This is a genomic window from Evansella vedderi (genome assembly GCF_030813435.1).
Classification (GTDB): domain Bacteria; phylum Bacillota; class Bacilli; order Bacillales; family Salisediminibacteriaceae; genus Evansella; species Evansella vedderi.
On the sequence record NZ_JAUSUG010000019.1, the window covers coordinates 41,509 to 62,012 of the forward strand.

Sequence of the window (20,504 nt, forward strand, 5' to 3'; positions counted from 1 at the left end):
CCACTCCTCTATTATTCTATCGTTATGGATAGTTCAGCTTTATGAACTTCTCCAGGTTGAAGCTTCAGACCTCCACCTAGATTAAGTTCATTAAAGGAACCATTCCAAGGTTCCAAACATATAAATTCTTTTTCTGGTATGGACCAGAGAACTAAATGTTTAAAGTTAGAATCAAAATGAAGGCTGACTTTTCTTCCAGTAGTCTTGTCCTCAAAACTAGCAGGTGATTTCATTCCACTTAAAAACAGGCTACTTGGAGAACCTGCAGGCATCACTACATTCCCATCTAGGCCTTTCATTTGATTATCTTCCAAAGAAAAATAAGTTTGTGCATCTATATAAAATATCAATTGTTCTAAGGTTGACATTTGAAAATATGGATGAAAGCCATAATTAAAAGGCATGGTCTCCTTAGAAAGATTCTCGTACTCTTGTTGTACTGTTAATGTTCTTCCACTTAGTCGATAAGTGAATTTCAAGCTAAACTCATAAGGGAATGCTTTTTTTGTTTCATTATTAGATATAAGTTCAACAACAAGTTCATTATTTATCTCATCTAAAGAAGTCACTTTCCACGGTTGAATATGTGCAATTCCGTGGATCTCCATTGGGTAATACCTTCCTTTTAGATACAACCGATCGTCCGCAAGGGGACCACAAATGGGAAATAATATTGGCATGGCACTTTTCGGTCTTTCGTCTGACAGTAAATTTCCCTCGTCAATATAAAGATATTCCGCGCCATTTAATGAAAAACCTGTGATCATCCCCCCTTTTTCTGGCGTTATTCTAACCTGGGTATTCGCAGCTTCATCTCTCAAATAAAAATGAGACAATTGTGGTATTAATGTTTTCATAGATTACTAAAACTCCTTTAATAGTTGTCTCAAAAGACTTGACTATTGTTAGTCACTTTGGGACATACACTATTGTTTATTACTATCCTCTCATGCTCCTCTTCTTTCCTTCAAAACTGTTTACATTTCATTTGTTCTTTGTTGGTTCAAGTGATAAATAACACCAGTACCAATGACCATTAATAGAAAAGCTACAATAGGTAGACCAGTAAATAAGCGGTAAATATTTTCTGCGACTTGAGGTGTTTGGGAAGCAGCACCTGAAACAAAACCAACCCAGCCTAGTGCATAAGCACCAATAGCCGAACCAATACCCATGCCTATTTTTCTAGAGAAAGAGTATATGGAATACATCGTTCCATCATATCTTCTACCTTCTTTTAGCTCAGAATAATCCAGACAGTCTGCAACAAGTGCCCAAACAATCAAGGTGAATACGTTCAATTTATAAACAACAATCTATGAAAAAGAGCCTTAAAAAAAGCTTACCAAATCCTTTTGTTTAGGAACTAGCAAGATTTAATTCGTATATTGTTGTTTATATTCTTTTGGCGTTAGTCCTTCTTCTTTTAAGAAGATCGTAGAAAAGTACTGCGGGGTATTAAAGCCTATAATGATAGCAATTTCTGTCATCGACAATTTTGTTTGGGTTAGTAAATCCTTCGCTTCCTTTATTCTCTTTTTATTTCGATAATGGCTGATTGTAATCCCATGCTCTTTCTTAAAGGCACGCATTAAATGGGAAGGGTGAACATAGAGCTTTCGTGCAATTTCCTCAATGGATATATTCTCTGAAAAATACATATCAATATAATCTTTTACTTTATCAACTGCAGAAGCTTTCTCTTCTTTTTTGCGAATGGAAAGATCAGAATAATCATCTAACATATTTTCGTGAATCTTTTCCAATTGGGAGAGGGTTTCAGAATGCTCAATTAATATGGCATATTTCTCTGTCATATAATGTGCTTGCCAAGGGGCAAGTCCACCCTTTTCAGCAAAATAACCATATAGTGTATTATGTGACAGTAAAATATTTTTATAGGAACGTAATTTATTTTTGGTCCTTTTTAAAATGCCTAGTGTATCTTCATCTGTATGTTGTATCCAACCTTCTATAAAATCATGAATAGTTTTTTTTCTCCCCTCTCAATTGCTTCAAACAATCGTTCCCTACCTTTATGAGCAGACTTGATAAATTCCCTTCTATTACTATCGTTTATTAAATGTACGACCATTGTCCCAACTTTTACTTTTTTCTCCATGAAAACCAGCTCCAAATTGTAAGTAACCTTTTAAGCTAAGGATTCAATCTTTTCCATACTTGTTCATATACTTTTTTTAATGGGATCTGATTCCGTTCGGCAATTTGCTTGCACTCTTCAAATTCCGGGGACCGTTGAATAACTTGTCCATTATGTATTCCTTCTTTTACTGTCACTGTTCCCCAATCCGTCTCTACCTTTGTAAATTGGCGCTCTGCACGATGGACTGTTAATGGATAATAACGGACCCCTAGCGTAGTCGTTTCTGTAAGTAATATTTCTTTCATCTTATCTACTTTTTCTAAAGAGCATAATAATTGCAGCAACGTTCCTGGCCGGTTTTTCTTCATATAAATAGGGGTGTAAAACACATCATTTGCCCCAGCATCAAATAATAAGTCCATCACATAGCCTAGCCATTCCCCAGGGATATCATCAAGATTCACTTCCATTTTCACCATGTGATTATCTGTATGCTCATCATTTGGCGGAGGGTAAAAGGGCATTTAGAACACTCCTCTCTATGTATCGCTTTATTATTCCTTATTAACTAATTTATTAATCAACGCTGCATTATAGCCGCCACCAAAACCGTTATCAATATTCACAACACTAATACCAGAGGCACAGGAATTTAACATCGTCAGTAATGCGGATAGACCGTTGAAGTTAGCACCATAACCTATACTGGTAGGAACGGCAATAACTGGATGGGAAACAAGACCGCCCACTACACTTGGAAGAGCCCCCTCCATACCTGCTACTACAACTGATGCAGTGGCATTTTGAATTTCTTCAATATTATCAAACAGACGATGAATGCCAGCTACACCTACATCATAAATTCGACGAACCTCACAGCCTAATACTTCTGCCGTAATAGCTGCCTCTTCTGCCACATTCAAGTCCGATGTGCCAGCACAAACGACAGCAATATATCCTTTACCTTTTTCTTTAGGCTGATTTTCCTGTAACCAATATAACACCCGTGCGCCTTCATTATAAGTGAACTCGGGGTGTTGTTGAATAATAGTTTCTGCCTTATCTTTAGTAATACGTGTAACTAGTACATTATTATTTTTTCCTTTAATAGCTTCCATTATCGAAAGGATATGTTCTGCTGTTTTTCCTTCGCCATAAATAATCTCAGGGAAACCTTGACGTTTTTTTCGATGATGATCGACCTTGGCAAACCCCAAATTTTCATACGTTGCTAATTTTGCCTTTGCCTCTTCTATGGATAAAGTTCCTTCTTGAACTTGCTTTAATATGTCTTCCATTTCCTACCCTACACCTCGCCTTTCAAAAATGAGGCTGGGACAATAGTATTTTTACCAATAAGAAATCCGAACAAACTAGATGTAGGTGCAATCTACACGCTTCGGAAATATACTTCCCTAAGGTAGTGCATTGTTCGTATTTCCGATTAAACACTTTAGTTATGTCCCAGCCTCATTTTTTACGTGAAATATTTTTCTATATCTTTGCCTATATTTTCATACTTTATATAAAGTGTCATATATTTTTCATGGTTTTCCATGTTCGGTTTGACGATACTTTCAATATGGATAGAATCTCTTATTTCTTCAAAAGATTGTTTTTTTCCAACACCCACTAACGCAGTCCAAGCTGCTCCCCATGCTGCACTATGGTGAGTATCTGTAAGATAAATTTCTTTTCCAAAAACATCTGCCAGAATTTGTACCCATAAAGAAGACCTAGCTAGACCTCCATTTACAAAAATCTTTTTCGGTTCCCCGGCCAGTTTCTCTAAAGATTTTCCAATTTGATAAATATTATACGTGATTCCTTCGAGAACTGCTCTAACGAGATGCTCCTTTTTATGGGCAACACTTAAACCAAAAAAGTTCCCTTTCGCATGTTGATTCCATAATGGTGCTCTTTCCCCATTAATATAAGGATGAAACACAACTCCTTCTGCTCCAACTTCCACTTTCTCTGCACCTGCTAAAAATTCATCGTGAGAACCTTTAAACTCCATCATTTCTTTTAACCATTGAATGGTAATCCCACCGTTGTTCGTAGGTCCGCCAATAATAGAAGTGTTATCTGTAAAAGCGTAACTGAATGTTTCTTGTGTTTCATTAATTTGAGAGCCAGTAATAAACTGCCTAATCGCACCGCTTGTCCCAACAGAAATTGCTACTTCACCAGGGGAAATGGCACCGCTCCCAAGGTTTGCTAGTTGACCATCCGCTGCCCCTAATACAAAAGGAACATCCGAAGGGATACCTATTTCATCACTAATGGAAGGTTTTAGAGGAGATATAACTTCTGTAGGAGGGACTATAACAGCAAGTTGCTCTCTGGTAATTCCTGCCATATTCAAGACCTCTGCGTCCCAATCATAGGTTGTTAAATTAAATAAGCCAGTTGCTGATGCCATCGAATAATCAATCACTCGTTTCCCAAACCACTTATCGATTAAAAATTCTTTCATGGACATGAAGTAACTTGCCTTTTCATATGGCTCAAACCCTGTCTCCTTCATCCATAATAGTTTCATAAAAGGAGTCATAGGATGGATGGGTGTTCCTGTCCTCATGTAAATGTCTTTTCCATTCGTTTTTGCTAACTTCTCTGCCTGTTCACTGCTTCTACCATCTGCCCAAATAAACATCTTCGAGAGCGGGTTACCATTTTCATCTAAACAAATTAACGAGTGCATAGCACTAGAAAAACCTACTGACAAAAGTTCCCCATGTTGAACCTTTCCCGTTTCCAAAACTCTTTTTAATGCAACCCTAGCAGAATGTTCAATTTCTTCAGGATCCTGTTCAACCCAATTTAGCTTTGGATAATAAGAAGTAATTAACTCTTCTACCTCTGCTAGTAATTTTCCTTTTGAATCAAACAGAACTGCTTTTACACTCGTTGTTCCTAAATCCAGTCCAATCACTAATTCCCTTAACATAACTAATCTTCCTTTAGTAACATATTTTATCTTCTAGTTAGTCTTGTTAAAATCGACCCTTGAGTGGTCTACTCAAAGGTCATATACATTATCATTTTATTAGATCGTTTTTTCGTCACGTTCTAGACTTTTAAGATAATACTTTATTCATGCTGCCGCTCTTGTAGCCCATTAAATCTAGTGTTATATATTTGTAACCATAGGATTGAAGTGTTTTTGAAATTTGGTCGTGGGTGTTTAAAACAACACCCATATCCTTCGGCTCCACTTCAATTCTAGCAATGTCATTGTGTGTTCTTACCCTTACCTGACGAATACCCAAAGACTTTAAGTAAGCTTCTGACTTTTCTACTTTCGTTAACTTCTCTTGGGTAATTTTCTCCCCATAAGCTATACGGGAGGATAAACAGGCAAAAGATGGTTTATCCCACGTTGGCAAATTTCTTTCCTTGGAAAGCTCTCTAATTTCTTCCTTAAACAAGTTGGCTTCCTGCAACGGTCCGCGGACACCTTTTTCCTTTGCTGCTTTCATACCAGGACGATATTCGCTTAAGTCATCGGCAATGACACCATAGACAACATTTTGAAATCCCTTTTCTTCCATGATTGGAATTAGATGCTCAAATAAGCTGTTTTTACAAAAATAACAACGGTTCTTATCATTATCCGTATAACCTGGAATGGCCAACTCTGACGTTTCCACCACTTGATGTTCAACACCAATCAAACGAGCCAGTTCCTTTGCTTCCTCTAATTCAGTGGTAGGATAAGTTTCGGAGTCTGCTGTTACTGCTAATACGTTCTCATAACCTAATGTATCAACTGCAGCTTTGAGTAAAAATGTACTGTCCACCCCTCCTGAAAAAGCTACCACTACCTGTTCCATTTCCCGGAGAATCGACGTTAATTTATCATACTTCTCCTTGACCATGTCTGATCTCCTCTCTCCGTGAAATTTTTTCATTCACTTCTATCTATATGCTGTTTCTATATGGTCATACTTCCAAATCCACCGTCTACACGAAGAAAGGTACCAGTAACAAATCCTGAAGCTTTGTCTGATGCTAAATAAACGGCTGCTCCTTGGAGCTCTTCAGGCTCACCAAAACGATTCATTGGTGTGTGATTCATAATGGATTCAATACGGTCCTTACTTAAGATCTTACGGTTTTGTTCCGCTGGAAAGAAACCAGGAATAATGGCATTTACGCGAATCCCATATGGGGCAAATTCCTTTGCCAAAAATTGAGTGACACTGTTAACTCCAGCTTTTGATGCAGAATAAGTAAATACTTTTGACAACGGTGTCGTGGAAGAAACGGAGGAAATATTAATTATACTTCCCTTTCTTTCTTGCTCCACCATCCGCTTAGCAAAGGTTTGAATCGTAAATACTAAACCTTTTAAATTCACATCCATAATATCATCCCATTCTTCCATTTCCAATTCAAAGAACGGAGTAGCACTATTTTTTCCAGGTGCGTTTAAAAGGATATCCCATCCACCAGACCATGCTTCAATTTCACTCGCCAGCTTTTCAATAGATTCACGGGAGCTAACATCACCTTGAAAGGATTTTGCCTCACCGCCATTTTCAATAATTTCTTTTGTTACAGCTTCCGCTTTTTCCATATTTCGGCCTACGATAGCAATCTTCGCCCCTTGTGCTGCTAGGCCTTTAGCAATAGAAGCTCCTAATACACTATTTCCACCAATTGCAACCGCCGTTTTTCCCGTTAAATCAAATAAGTTTCCCATCCTTATTCTCCCCTTTGTTTATTTTAAATTTCCTTCTTGATCAAAAGGTATTTCATATAGATCAGAACTAATTTCTAGATTGCTATTTGATTTTGCTTCATCCAGTAATACTTCTGAAACTTCTATTTCACTAATTTCTAATGTGTTTTTAATACGAACCATCTTTACTTTTGTAAAATCTAAAATATTACATGTTTTAATTGCCGCTTGGATAGCTTGTAAATCGTTTGGCAGTGTTGTGGCAATATGAGTTGGCCCAACAACGGTAGAAGTTAACCCATTTGCGTAAGTTTTATCACGATCCATTTTATCTACGAGGCGCTGCGTTGTGAAATCTGCAGTACCTACTCCGTTTGCATTTCCTTCCGTTTCTTCCGTTAGGTCGAGGACTACCATTTTTGTTACATCAGGACCGCCATAGGCATATGGTGTAGGATAACGGCCCGTAATGTTTGGATCCATTCCATCCCCACTTATGTTTTTACCTATTTCATCAATAACTAGGACATCAATTTTATCGAAGTAGATTTTCGGCAAAAGCTCTTTCGCCAATTTCTGAAGCTCCATTTCCTTCTCTTCAATCTCTTCTGGTATTAAGGCTTGGATCTTTGCTACCTTATCAAAAGCGTTTTCTACAGATGCTACAGCGAAAAGGATAGGCATTTTTTCCATCGTTATTTTAGCCATCGCTGGAACATGCTCAGCCATATGTTTAAACCCTAATTGATGACAAGCCTCTGCCCCTTTTTGTTTCCCCAAACCGATACTGATCATCTTCATAATGCCGCTTTCCACAGGACCACGGAATGCTGTATGCGGTTTCACTCTGTTAATAATAACAATTCCATCTGCTTTGGATGAAATTTTGTCAACATATACTGGCAATCCGTTTTCCAATTCACCCACTTTAATAACTTCCATAGAAGAACGGATTTCGGCATTAACGCTCTCTTCCGTCACACCAAGATGCTCCAATACTGCTTTCTGTCCTTCATCCGTTGCACCACCGTGGCTTCCCATACAGGGAACAATAAAAGGCTTTGCTCCTAAGTCCTGCAAAAATTTTACGGTGACAGCGGTCATTTCAACAAGTCTGTCCATCCCTCTACTGCCAACAGCAATAGCAATTTCCATCCCTGGTTTCACAGTATTCTTAATCTTCTCCACATTTAATTCTTCTAATAAAGAAGCACCCAAGTCATCAATCTTTCCACTATCAAATTTCTGCTTCACTTTTGCCATCCTTGGGACAGGGATATCCTTTAATAATTCTTGAATAATACCCACAGGTTAAGCTCACAACCTTTCTATTTTTTTACTAAATATTTAAATCTTAGTTATTATCCATTCATTATAATACCCTTTAAAATCCTGTTTAACAAAATTACATAAGCTAAAACATCTACATTAATTTGTTTAATAAACAAATTAATGATTTAAGGATATCATTCTAGATACCCTATGTCAAATAGAACATTTAATGAAACTATTCAAAATGGAGGGTGTTATTTGGTTTAAATTGGAAAAGAACTGTCCCTCTACTTACTATTTATTAAGTATGGAACAGTTCATTTATTTATCTTTGTGATACTACAATTGCTTGTTCTTGCGCTCTTAAACATAACTCAGCGGCTTTAAATGCATGAGCCTGTGTCATCGCATTCTCCGTACGGTGAATACAATCTAATATGAGTTGTCCAAAAAACGGAAAACCTACTTTTCCAGATAACTCATAATGTTTCTCTCCATCTTTATTCACTAAGAATAAATGATCGCCAGTAGCTTCTCTTGCAACATCTATATATTTACGGATTTCAATTGTTCCTTCTGTTCCAATAATAAATGTACGTCCATCTCCCCATGTACGTAATCCATCTGGGGTAAACCAATCTACACGAAAATACTGTGTAGCACCATTGTCACCTCGTAAGGTGGCATCTCCGTAGTCTTCTAACTCTGGATAATCTGGATTATTGTAATTTGCTACTTTACTGTGTAAGATCTCCGCATCGGCACATCCTGCATAATATAAGAATTGTTCTATTTGGTGACTCCCAATATCACAAAGGATACCACCGTATTGTTCTTTATTAAAAAACCAATCAGGACGGCTTGGTGCATTTAGACGGTGTGGTCCAAATCCCGTGACTTGAATAACACGACCAATTGCTCCTTCTTTAATAAGGTCCCCGGCAAAAACAGCTCCCTCCACATGCAAACGTTCACTAAAATACACCATATACTTTTGTCCAGTTTCTTCCACAACCTGTTTTGCTTCTTCCAGCTGAGCCATCGTTGTAAAAGGTGTCTTATCCGTAAAATAATCTTTACCAGCTTTCATCACTTTTACACCAAGGGGCCCACGTTCCGATGGAATTGCTGCTGCAGCAATTAACTTTATAGATTCGTCATCTAGGATTTGATCTAGTGATTCCGCTTTTTGAACACCAGGAAATGTCTTAATGAAGTCTTCCACTTTTTTTTCGTCGGGATCATACACCCATTTTAGTGTCGCCCCCGCTTCCACTAAACCGTTGCACATTCCATATATATGCCCATGGTCAAGGGCAACTGCTGCAAATGGAAATTCCCCTTCCTTTACTACAGGATTCGGCTTTCCCTTCGGTGCATAATTCATACCATCTTTACTACTCATAAACAAACCCACTCCTTGCATACTGTTCGAATATTACTATATTAAAACCAATCCCCGTAGCCTAAATTCCTTAAGTGATCTCCTGATATTTTTAAACAATCAAAAGGATCTTTCCCATACGTATCATCTTGCTCGATCAAGAAATACTCTACACCACTTTCAAGCCCAGCATCGATAATTCCTTTTAGATCTAGGTTACCTTCACCAAGTTCAGCAAATTCAATAAGGTTCGTAAATTTACCAAAGAAAGCTTTCATGTCTTTTAAATCATCTTCTTTTATATCTAACTTTCCGATTCGGTAATCTTTTAAATGTAATAGGGAAATACGACTTTTATATTGTTTAATCATCTCAATTGGATTTTCACCGGCTCTTTGAATCCAATGAACATCTAATTCAAAACCTAATTTCTTCGTATTATTTTTCATAAGGTCTAATAAGTACTCCCCATCATACTTTTGAAATTCAATATGGTGAGTATGATAATAGAGTTCAATATCGTGTTCGGCTAAACGTTCTGCTAGTGCTTCCGCTCTATCAATAAATGCCATGATTTGGTCTTTATCGCCCATAATGTTTAATGGAAGCATTCCAATACGCAAATAGTTGCAGTTGAGTGTTTTACAGTCGTTCACGATCTTATCGAAATCATCTGTTAAGTTTTCTGCTTTCATTCCAGGAAGCATCGGTTCAACTGGAGCAGACATTGCTGCTATCGTGATATTAAAATCTTCACTAGCCCTTTTAAGCTCAGCTACATTTTCTTCTGTCATCGGAATTTGGGAAACTTCGACTGCACTGTACCCTAGTTCACTTAATTGCTTCATCACTTCATAAACACCGAGCTCTTCCACTTTCTTTTTAAGCATCATCATTTGAACGCCAATTTTACCTTGTGTCATTGATATACCTCCATCTTAATTTCTTTTTTAATTTCTGACGATCTACGAATGGCACTGATCATTTCCATTGATTTTTGAGCATCCCTTGCATGGATATAGTCATTAGAACTCTCTTCAATACAACCATAAAAATGATTAATCAACTTTGCGTGACTAGCACCATAGTAGAACTTTGCTCCAGGTAATTTAGCATCTTCTATTATTTCTTCTTTTTTCCCGTCAGCTAAGGCCTTTGTTAAAACACTGTCTTTTATGGTCAATTTCCCTTTTTCTAAAAGAACTTGAAATTCTACTGAGGAGTTTGCTGCATTCGTAGTTGTTGCAAAAAACAACCCTGTAGCACCATTGGAATATTTAATATGAGCAATCGCTGTGTCTTCTACTTCATACCCGTAATCAACCAAATTTTCAATAGACCCTCTAATAGACTTAATTTCTCCGCCAATTAATTGCATTAAGTCTAATGTGTGAATCGATTGATTGATCATTACTCCTCCGCCGGCATATTTCATTAACCCACGCCATGGCTTTACATCGTAATAGGATTTCGGACGGTGCCAAGTAACTAATCCTTTGACACCTGTAACCTCACCAAACTCTCCACTTGCAACTAACTCTAGCAGCTTTTCTACCGTTTCATTAAATCTATTTTGTAAACAAACACATATTTTTACGTCTTTATGTTGCTCTTCCAAGTCGACTAAAGCCATTCCCTCTTCGGCATTTCGAGCTAACGGTTTTTCTAAAAATACATGTACTCCTTTTTCAACACAAGCCTTCGTTGCTCGGTAATGGAGATAATGGGGCAAACAAATATGAACGCAATCTAATGATTCTTTCTCTAACATATCATGATAATCAGTATAAAAAGCTGCCCCTTCAACAGTACCTTCTAACGATAAGTCCGTATCACATACGGCAACTAATTTGGCATTTGGGTTATTTTGAATAGCTGGTATGTGTATCTTCGAAATATCGCCAAGTCCTATAACAGCTACATTCAGCATAAGACTCCCCCTTTTTGAGAACGAACTCATTAGCCTGATCGGCAAATGAGTTCGTTTCCATCTTTCCTTATTTATTAACTAGACTACCTTTTTCTTCTTCTATTTTTTTGTTTAATTCAGCAAGGTAAAGATCTTCATCAATTGGCAGCTCCACTTCTTTTCCTAACCAGCTAGACAAATGAATGGCGTTTGCCAAGTGCACTCCATGAATTCCATCACTACCTGGTGCAATAAGCGGGGTACCATCTACTATATTTGCAGCGAAGTTTTCCAGTACAGCAATGTGCTGTCCACCCCAAACACTTTCAAACTCTAAAACTTCCTCATCATAAATTTCGCCAGGACCACTACCCATAAATATTTTCATCACGTCTTGCATACTCATCGTTGCACTCATCTCAGATTCCGGCTGCTTCAAACGTTTAATATTAACTTTCTTACTATCATCTACAACAATTTTTCCTTTATCCCCAAGAATCTCAAAACGATCTGTTCCCATTACATCGTGTGTACATGTTATAAATACACCTGTTGCGCCATTTCCATAGTCAAGAATGGTTGTTACTTCATCCTCAACTGGAATGTCTCGTTGATAGCCGTATTTTACGTTAGAATATACCTTCTTAGGCATACCGCAAATCCATTGAAGGAGGTCGAGTTGATGTGGAGCTTGGTTTACAAGAACACCTCCACCTTCTCCTTCCCATGTTGCTCTCCAAGCACTTTGGTTATAGTACCCTTGTGGTCTCCACCATGTAGTTATAATCCAGTTGGTACGACGGATGGCACCAATTTCTCCGTTATCAATGATTTCTTTTACTTTTCGATATAACTCATTTGTTCTTTGGTTAAAGAAAATTCCAAATGTCAATTCTGGTTTCGTTGCTGCAAACGCATTTAACTCTTTTACTTGCTTTGTGTAAACACCAGCTGGTTTTTCCACTAAAGCATGAACATCCCTTTTTAATGCTTCGATCCCCATTTCTGGGTGCAGATAGTGAGGAACACATGTTACAACTGCATCCACATCTCCGCTTTCTAACATGTCAATATAGTTCTCGTAAAAGGGAACATCTGGATATTTTTCGCTAGCTGTCGCCTTCTTTTCTGGATCAATATCACAAATGGCACCAATTTCCATGTTTTTAACTTTTCCTTCTGAAATAAAACCAGCATACGCACTGCCTTGTGCACCTAGACCGATAATACCTAATCTAACTTTTTTCATGAATTACCCTCCTTAAATTATCACCAGCGTCGTTTATTGAATTTCCTAAAAAGAAAAATTTAACCGCTTCCAATGTTACTAAAATAAACAGACGCTATTTTTCATTTAAATATAGTGTAGTGCTATTTCACTTTTATCTTACATATAAAAAGGCTTAATTTCATTATCTAAAAATACTTATATTTTCACCAAAATTGTCTGTAAGTGCTTTTTGAAAAGTAATATTTTAAGACTTTCGTTTGTTTTTTTATCCAATTACTTGTTTTTTCTGCTCTATTACAACTTCTTTAGCCACCGTTTTCCTATTTTTTAAAGAAATAATTAAAAAGCCAATTACGACAAGAAATGTACTAATTGCAAGGAACTGGTAAATAAATCTAACTGTTGGATTTGCAAATAAAATCCCAATACTGTCTAAAATAATTGGTGATAAAAACTGACCTAAGAACAGCATACTTGTCACAACCGCCATTGCCTGAACCGTTTGTGTTCTAGGTACTTGTCGTGAAACTTGATCAAACACGGTAGGTATAATTCCTCCAACACCAAATCCCATAACTCCAACACCGATGCCTATCATAACAACATGATTCGACATGCCGATAATAAAAAAACCTATTGAAAGGAGGAAAATATTTGTCACCATATAATAACTCTTTAAAAATGCGGTAGTACGTTTTAAGAGAACCCCCGCTACAAAACCTGCCATTGTACTAATAGAGATAACAATTCCAGCATTCCTTGAATCCCCAATTCCTTCCTGCAGCATAAAAAAAGCCATATTCGAAGGAATGGAAAAGAACGCCAAAATAATAAACAACATCCCTGCACCATATAAATATATTTTTTTCGGTAATCGTGCTTTTACTCCATCGCGTTTATTCTGGCTTTCCTGTACCTGAGGCAAATATAGAAATACAATGATCATTGCTACAATTACTAGAATGTATACGCCAAAGGTGGCTCTCCAACTTATAGAAGCCAGTATTCCTGACATTATGAACAAAACAACCCCACCTAGGTTGTTTGCAGCACTTACCAGTCCCATTGTCGCGGTTCTTTCTTCTCCATCAAAAAAGTCAGCAACAAGTGAGGTGGCAATGGGCATGATCAATCCTACACCAATCCCTAGTATCGCTCGGAAAAACAAAAGCAATTCCATCGTTGAAACGAGTCCACCACCTATTCCCCCAATCAAATAAAAAATCATACCCACGTAAAGAATATGTTTCTTTGTATATCTACTGGTAAGATAACTAGAGACAAATATAAACGGTATGATCATTATTGACGGTAGTGATAGGATTAATTTTACTGTTGTTTCACTTGAATCCGGAAAAGCTAGGGCAATGTTCCCTAGAGCAGGGGATACTGCAGCCCCCGCCATAACAGTTATCAGAGAAACGGAAAGAATCGCTGCCTTTATTAGTCTTTTATTCATCTCTCAAACTCCTGTCACACTGTTTCACTAGTTACTTATTTAGGTATATTTTTTAACTCAAACTAATGAACGTGAGAAAATGTAGTAAATACTTATCCAAGGATGGAAAACGAACCTCCTCTTTTCCCCCTATAATTCATCTTATATAGGTTAGATTTATAATGCATTACCTCAAATGGTTTAAATATAACGTAAAATTGACTGTAAGTGCTTTCATTTTATGTTTTTGCTTCATTTGCACTGATTTTATTAAATACCCTTAAAGTCAACACCATTATGAAATAAGCCCCTAAGCTGATACCGAAGAAAAACAACAATCCTGGAATTAAGTTAAACACGAAATACACTAAAATCAGTATTAGAACCATCGAAATTGTTATATGTAGATTTGTTAATCCTAGTAAAATTGCATATTTGAATTGTTGGAGGAGTGATAATTCGTAATGTACGAATACGGGGATAAGATATAAGAGCAAAATTAAATAAAGTATTGCAATAAATATTTGACTGCTTGTAAGCAATAAATAAGCGAAATTCCATTCATTAATAAAGCTAATAAATTGGAAATTAATGTACAAAACGTAGCCGATAATCATAGCAAATAGCCCGATAATGTTTCCATGTATAAAGTTTTTCTTATATGCCGAAAAAAACGTTCTAAATACAGGGATTGACATTTCTTTCATCATCCATTTCCTTATTACGGTATATAAAGCGATTGTAGCTGGCATGAATCCAAAAACAATCAATCCTATGACAGAAAATAAGATCCACAGTAAATTGACATACGCCAGTCTCATTATCCATTCGCATACTTTATAAATTCCTCCTGCTAATCCGCCTAATTGCATTTTATTACCTCGTTTCTTCGTTTCTTTATAAGTTCTATAAAATATTCCAATACAGATAAGGTAAGAGGCTGGGACATGCTAATGTATTGAACTGGAAATACGAAAAATGCACTACCTTAGGGGAGGAAATATACAAGCTACTGTCTCTTCCTCTAAAAGCTAATGCTTCGAAGCATATCTGTCGAGACAACTCGAAGCATTAGCAGTGAAGTAACGCTCGTTCCTGCGGGAGCAAAGGCAAAGGTGAGGCCCCACAGTGGGAGCCAGGATGGCAACATTACGCCGTTGCCCACAACGAGGACCTGAGACGCTTCCTCGAGTAGTTTGCGTCGAGTAATCGCAGACACAGGACATAGGCAACGACGTAATTTGCGAGGAGACTCACCAGCCGCCCGCGGAAAGCGAAGTATATCTCCGTAAGTATTATCCTTTTACACCACTGCTCGCCATTCCTTCAATGACATATCTCTGACCTAAAATAAATGCCAAAATCAGAGGGAAAATTGCCGAAACAGTTCCAGCCATTGTCAAACTGTACATAATGCCGCTCTCCGATGCAAATTTAGCAATGTATATTTGAATGGTTGATAAATGATCAGATCTTAAGAAAATAAGCGGCCCTTGGTAATCATTCCAAGTAAATATAAAAACTAAAATAGCATAAGTAGCTATACCCGGTAACACCATAGGAGTAATAATTCTTGTAAATATGGTGAAATGTCCTGCTCCATCAATTTTTGCAGAATGGATATAATCATCAGGTATACTTATATAAAATTGTCTTAATAAAAAAGTTCCAAATACACTAAAGCTATTTAATAGAATTAAACCCATATGTGTGTCAAATAAATTTAAATATTGATAGATAATAAACTGAGGAACTAATATAGCTTGTGCTGGTATCATAAACGTAGCTAATATTAATAGGAAAAGAATATCCCGACCTTTAAATTGAATTTTCGAAAAACCATAAGCAGCCATTGAGGAAAAGGTGACTGCTATTACCGTTGTAATAACGGTAACTTTAATGGAATTCCAATACGCTAATAGGAATTCTCCTGTCCAAACAGCCGTATAATTTTCCCACATAAAGACACTTGGAATCCATTGTATTGGGTACGAAAATACTTCTGCTTCAGGTTTCAAGGACGCTGATAGCATCCAAATGAACGGAATAAGGAAAATAATTCCTCCTACAATCATAAACATTGTTGTTATTAATTTATATATGTTCCATTTCATCTTATTGTTGCCTCCCTTCTTTTAATCTAGTAATGTACCCATTTTTTTTGTCCATACCAGTTAATAATTGTCAGCACTAACAAGAACAATAAGAGAAAAATGGATAGGGCTGCTGCATAAGCGGAGTTTAAGTTTAGAAATGCCCGCTCATAAATATAATAGACAAGAGTAGAAGTGGCATAATTAGGCCCTCCCCCTGTTAAAACAACGATTAACTCAAAGGACTTAAAACTTCCAATGATACCCATCATAAATAGAAAGAAGGATGTTGGGGTAATCATAGGAACGGTAATACGGCGGAATTTACCCCAGAAATTTGCCCCATCCATATCCGCTGCTTCGTATAACTCTTTAGGAATATTTTGTAATGCTGCTAAATAAATAATTAAATTAAACCCTAAACCGGTCCAGATTTGAATAATAATTATTGTTGCCAATGCCCATCTTGTGTCTGCTAACCAGCGTGGCGGATCAGAAATCCCCAACCACATTAAAAACTCATTAATAGGGCCAAAGGAAGGATGAAACAATAATTGAAATACAACTGCAATCGCAACAATACTCGAGATAAAAGGCATAAAATAGATCACTCGAAACAATGATTTAAAGTATACATATTTATTAATTATCGTAGCTAATAATAGAGCAATACCCATGGACACGGGGATGGCACATAATAATATAAGATTATTTACAAGTGACTTTATAAATTGAGCATCTGTCAGCATTCGGGTATAGTTCTTAAGCCCCGTAAAGGTCATCTCCCCCATACCCCTTATAAACACATAATCTGTAAAACTAACAATAAGTGCCATGAATATAGGAATAATAACTAAAATACTTGTTCCGATGATTAAAGGAGAAACAAATAGAATTCCAGCCCATGTTTCCTTTGTTTTGTCTTTCATTTTAGGTCTTTTCTTAACAACCGTAGACGTTTCTCCTATTTCTACTTTTCCAGCCATGGTATCACTCCCAACTTTTATCAAATTATTAGAAATTAAATGGATGCGAGAAAATGCGCACCCATTTAATTTTTTATATTTATCTTCTCAACAAACTAACTTTTAATTATTCTCATCAATAACCTGTTGCACACGCTGATGGACTTTTTCTATCGTTGTATCCATATCTTCTGACCCAAGTAAAAACTCATCCGTTAAATTTTGAACAACACTATCTAGCTCTGGTTGATATGGTACAATTAAAGGTCTCATAACATTGGTTACTTCAAGGGTATGAACAAGAGAGTCAATATCTACTTTTTCTGGTGCTGGCGAATCTTCTAATAATCGTTGAACTATATCTTTATAATCCGTTCCAGCAGTGGCTGGAATATATTTCCCTTGAAGGTGAATCCCTTTTGTCGTATACCAGTAAATAAACTCGAAAGCTTCATCTTTATGTTCTGAACCAGAATAGATACTTATCGTTTCTACGCCTCCGCCTGATGTTATAGGGTCACCCTTTACCGATGTAGGGATAGGGGCAAAGGCTGTTGTGAATTCAGACGGACTACCTGGTACACCGCCGGCTTCAGCAACCATAAAACTACCTGTAACAAGCATGGCGGCTCTTTGATTAAAATACTCTGTACGATAATTAAGACCTGCACCAATAACATCTGCGTGTGGCGTTGCCCATCCTTCTTGCTCTCCACGCTCACGAATTTCTAATGACTTCCTAAACATAGGATGATCCATATTCGATGTTTTTCCATCCGGTTTCACATATCCTGCATCCTCATGATTAGTTAGAGCAAGCGTTCGATAAAAAGGCCACCACTCAAAATAGGTTCCATAACGTTTATTAGATCCTTCCCCTTGTGTTAATGCAGCTGCATATTCCATAAATTCATCCCATGTCCACTCTTTCGGGATATCCAACCCAGCCTCATCAAGAGCATCTTTGTTCAACATGACAAACATCATTGAGTATTTGGCAGGAAGGGAATAATAAACACCGTCTATACTTTGATCAACGAGAAATGTCTCTTCCATGTTGAGCCCTACTTTTTCGATATAATCATTAAGTGGCTCAAACATACCATAGGCCACTCGTTGGTTTAAATCAGCCTCATTGGAAAGCATAATCACATCTAGCTTCCCACCAGAAGCAGCCGTAATGTCTACTTGCTCTCTATTCTCCTGTGAATTATTGTTACCTGTTGTGATTGTATTTACTTTTATATGGGGATGCTCTTCCTCAAAAGCTTCAATTACTGCATGCCAATTATCTTGTTCTTCATTGTACCAATGGTGGAGATTAATGGTGACAGGATCTTTATTACCTTCCCCTGCATTAGAGTCTCCTTCATTGCTTGCATCACTTGCCCCATTGTTACCGCAAGCTGCTAGTAACGCTATAAATCCGACAAATAACAATAGCAAAACAAGTTTCTTTTTCATATGACCCCTCCTGTTTTTTTAATAGTCTGAATATTTATTTCTCTTTTATTTTAGCAATTATAGTAAACGCTTACATAACACTATTTTGATGTCAAATGAAACTATTATGACTATTTATCCAGGAAGGGATTTTTTATATTTTTTCTGTTTTTAAAAGATTGCTCCTCCGATTACTCGTCGGATGAAATGATTTGTTGTTTTTAGTAAATTTTGATATAGCTTGGATACGCTACAGACGGCGAATTACACCTAAAGGCAGCCCACGTCCTGTGGGCAACGGCGTAATGTCACCGTCTTCCGTTGCTCCAAGCCCTTCCCAAAAAGCAACAAAGTTTGCGAAAACAGTCTATATTTTTTAAATTCTTTAATGTTTTTTTCTATACTTTACTGGTGTCATATGATAATACTTTTTAAAGATTTTTATAAAGTAGCTTGTACTATCATAGCCAAGTTTGACGGCAATATCCTCGATTGTTGCGTTAGATTTAGTTAAATGTTGAATCGCTTTATCCATTTTAAATCGGTTGACATATTCTATGAATGATTCTCCTGTTTCCTTTTTAAACAATCTGCTAAAATAACTTGGATTGAGATAAAGATGTTGAGATACCCCTTCTAAGGTTATTTTTTGATCGACGTTGTTCTCTACGTATTGGATGGCTTTCCATATACATTGTTTTTCTGTTTTTTTACGAGTTTCTTTACTTTGGATTAACTTTAATAGAAACCTATAAACATATTCCTGTAATTGCTCTATGGTTTGTGCCTCCATAATCTCTTGATGAATATTTTCAACCTTATCGGAGACTGAATTGTAGCTGTAATCAAGGTCAGTCATTACTTTATATATTAAAAATTTGATGGAGTCAGGATCATATTTTTTTAGGGACATAGAACCTCCCCAATGATTAATCCATTGGATGACTTTTTCTGTTTCCTCATTATCATCAATAAAGGTCTTTAGTGTATGAAAAGTGTTAGTATAATCTTCGTGTACCGGACTCGTTGTAAGGTTAGTGGACAATTCGTGATATCCTTTAACAGCCATTTCATCCATGTAGAACCACTCTTGCTTCAAACAGCATAGTTTTTGAGTTACTTTTTTCAAGTCGTGTATGTTTTGAACTGTTTTCTCATAAACAAATGCCATCTTAACATCGATATATTCAGTTAACGCAACCTGTAATTGAGAAAGTATTTTTTTAACTTCATCATACTGGTTGTTTTTTATTGAAGGTCGAATAGGGAAGAATAAAAAGAAACCGAATTCCTCATAAGCAAAACATTCCACTTTTTCTCCAGAAAGTTCGTTCGTAATATTATCTATGGCATACATTAATAGCTCCGGGGATTCAAACTGCTCCAAAGCTAATCGCAAGTTCATTACTCTCCCAAAGACCGGTATATAACTATAGGTTGATAAGTCAAATCCGTAATCGTTACACTTATCCATCCATACGTTTTCCTCCACCATTGGAGAATGCAACATGCTTTTAAACCATTGTTTTTTTATAGTAAATTTATTTTGTTCAATGATTGATTTCCATTGATTGATATCATTTAACTTACGGGATTCTTGCTTAATTTTATTGGATAACCTATCAATTGCATCCAGTAACGTATCCGGTTCAATGGATTCCTTTAACATATAATCATTTACTAACAAACGAACAGCTTGTTGAGCGTAATGAAAGTCATCATAACTGGATATAATCAGTGAATGAACCTCAGGATGTAATTCCTTTATCTTTCTAATAAGCTCCAAACCATTCATTCCTGGCATATCAATATCCGTAATCAAAATGTCTGGTTTTTTCTGGCGAACTACTTGTAATGCCTGCTCCCCATTTTCACACATTCCGATCACTCGTATATCACTTTTGGCCTCTTGAATACAATTGTTCATAAACTGGAGCATTTGATAATTATCATCCACAAGTAATACATTCATTTC

At 36.8% G+C, this 20,504-nt stretch carries 20 protein-coding genes; all 20 read right to left on the reverse strand.

Going from position 1 to position 20,504, the window contains the following annotated elements:
• Positions 1–11: 11 nt before the first annotated feature.
• Complete coding sequence (locus J2S74_RS20175) at positions 12–857, reverse strand: aldose epimerase family protein (RefSeq protein WP_307329293.1); 846 nt, start codon at positions 855–857, stop codon at positions 12–14.
• Between the two features lie 120 nt (positions 858–977).
• Entirely contained in the window at positions 978–1,286 is a 309-nt protein-coding gene (locus tag J2S74_RS20180; protein ID WP_307329295.1) for an MFS transporter, read from the reverse strand.
• Positions 1,287–1,376: 90 nt separating this feature from the next.
• Positions 1,377–1,817: a helix-turn-helix domain-containing protein gene (locus J2S74_RS20185; protein ID WP_307329298.1), complete on the reverse strand. Its 441-nt coding sequence runs from the start codon at positions 1,815–1,817 to the stop codon at positions 1,377–1,379.
• Positions 1,818–1,972: 155 nt separating this feature from the next.
• Positions 1,973–2,122, reverse strand: a complete 150-nt coding sequence (locus J2S74_RS20190) for a hypothetical protein (RefSeq protein WP_307329301.1) — start codon at positions 2,120–2,122, stop codon at positions 1,973–1,975.
• 35 nt (positions 2,123–2,157) lie between these two features.
• A complete protein-coding gene (gene larC2 / locus J2S74_RS20195; RefSeq protein WP_307329304.1) occupies positions 2,158–2,628 on the reverse strand; it encodes a nickel pincer cofactor biosynthesis protein LarC2 in 471 nt (156 codons plus the stop codon).
• 30 nt (positions 2,629–2,658) lie between these two features.
• Positions 2,659–3,402, reverse strand: a complete 744-nt coding sequence (larB, locus tag J2S74_RS20200; protein WP_307329307.1) for a nickel pincer cofactor biosynthesis protein LarB — start codon at positions 3,400–3,402, stop codon at positions 2,659–2,661.
• Between the two features lie 179 nt (positions 3,403–3,581).
• Positions 3,582–5,057: a gluconokinase gene (locus tag J2S74_RS20205; RefSeq protein ID WP_307329309.1), complete on the reverse strand. Its 1,476-nt coding sequence runs from the start codon at positions 5,055–5,057 to the stop codon at positions 3,582–3,584.
• A gap of 130 nt (positions 5,058–5,187) precedes the next feature.
• On the reverse strand, positions 5,188–5,988 hold the full coding sequence (gene larE / locus J2S74_RS20210; protein WP_307329311.1) for an ATP-dependent sacrificial sulfur transferase LarE: 801 nt from the start codon (positions 5,986–5,988) through the stop codon (positions 5,188–5,190).
• A 56-nt stretch (positions 5,989–6,044) separates the two neighbouring features.
• The gene (locus J2S74_RS20215) at positions 6,045–6,815 is read right to left on the reverse strand and encodes an SDR family oxidoreductase (protein ID WP_307329314.1); all 771 of its coding nucleotides are present in this window, start codon (positions 6,813–6,815) and stop codon (positions 6,045–6,047) included.
• A gap of 18 nt (positions 6,816–6,833) precedes the next feature.
• A complete protein-coding gene (locus J2S74_RS20220) occupies positions 6,834–8,102 on the reverse strand; it encodes a nickel pincer cofactor-dependent isomerase, group 22 (protein ID WP_307329316.1) in 1,269 nt (422 codons plus the stop codon).
• A 289-nt stretch (positions 8,103–8,391) separates the two neighbouring features.
• Positions 8,392–9,471 (reverse strand): Gfo/Idh/MocA family protein, encoded by a 1,080-nt coding sequence (locus tag J2S74_RS20225; RefSeq protein WP_307329319.1) that lies wholly within the window; start codon positions 9,469–9,471, stop codon positions 8,392–8,394.
• A gap of 41 nt (positions 9,472–9,512) precedes the next feature.
• Positions 9,513–10,373, reverse strand: coding sequence for a sugar phosphate isomerase/epimerase family protein (locus tag J2S74_RS20230; RefSeq protein ID WP_307329322.1), 861 nt, complete (start codon positions 10,371–10,373; stop codon positions 9,513–9,515).
• Positions 10,370–11,380 carry a Gfo/Idh/MocA family protein gene (locus J2S74_RS20235; protein WP_307329325.1) on the reverse strand — a complete coding sequence of 337 codons (1,011 nt, stop codon included), beginning with the start codon at positions 11,378–11,380 and terminating at the stop codon, positions 10,370–10,372. The genes J2S74_RS20230 and J2S74_RS20235 overlap by 4 nt, the downstream gene beginning before the upstream one ends.
• 67 nt (positions 11,381–11,447) lie before the next feature.
• Positions 11,448–12,608 (reverse strand): Gfo/Idh/MocA family protein, encoded by a 1,161-nt coding sequence (locus J2S74_RS20240; RefSeq protein ID WP_307329327.1) that lies wholly within the window; start codon positions 12,606–12,608, stop codon positions 11,448–11,450.
• 247 nt (positions 12,609–12,855) lie between these two features.
• Positions 12,856–14,049 (reverse strand): MFS transporter, encoded by a 1,194-nt coding sequence (locus J2S74_RS20245; RefSeq protein ID WP_307329330.1) that lies wholly within the window; start codon positions 14,047–14,049, stop codon positions 12,856–12,858.
• Between the two features lie 218 nt (positions 14,050–14,267).
• Positions 14,268–14,900 carry a YesL family protein gene (locus J2S74_RS20250; RefSeq protein ID WP_307329333.1) on the reverse strand — a complete coding sequence of 211 codons (633 nt, stop codon included), beginning with the start codon at positions 14,898–14,900 and terminating at the stop codon, positions 14,268–14,270.
• 423 nt (positions 14,901–15,323) lie between these two features.
• A complete protein-coding gene (locus J2S74_RS20255; protein WP_307329336.1) occupies positions 15,324–16,142 on the reverse strand; it encodes a carbohydrate ABC transporter permease in 819 nt (272 codons plus the stop codon).
• 26 nt (positions 16,143–16,168) lie between these two features.
• Positions 16,169–17,107, reverse strand: a complete 939-nt coding sequence (locus J2S74_RS20260; RefSeq protein ID WP_307329338.1) for a carbohydrate ABC transporter permease — start codon at positions 17,105–17,107, stop codon at positions 16,169–16,171.
• A 102-nt stretch (positions 17,108–17,209) separates the two neighbouring features.
• On the reverse strand, positions 17,210–18,550 hold the full coding sequence (locus J2S74_RS20265) for an ABC transporter substrate-binding protein (RefSeq protein ID WP_307329341.1): 1,341 nt from the start codon (positions 18,548–18,550) through the stop codon (positions 17,210–17,212).
• A 364-nt stretch (positions 18,551–18,914) separates the two neighbouring features.
• Positions 18,915–20,501, reverse strand: a complete 1,587-nt coding sequence (locus tag J2S74_RS20270) for a response regulator transcription factor (RefSeq protein ID WP_307329344.1) — start codon at positions 20,499–20,501, stop codon at positions 18,915–18,917.
• Positions 20,502–20,504 lie beyond the last annotated feature (3 nt).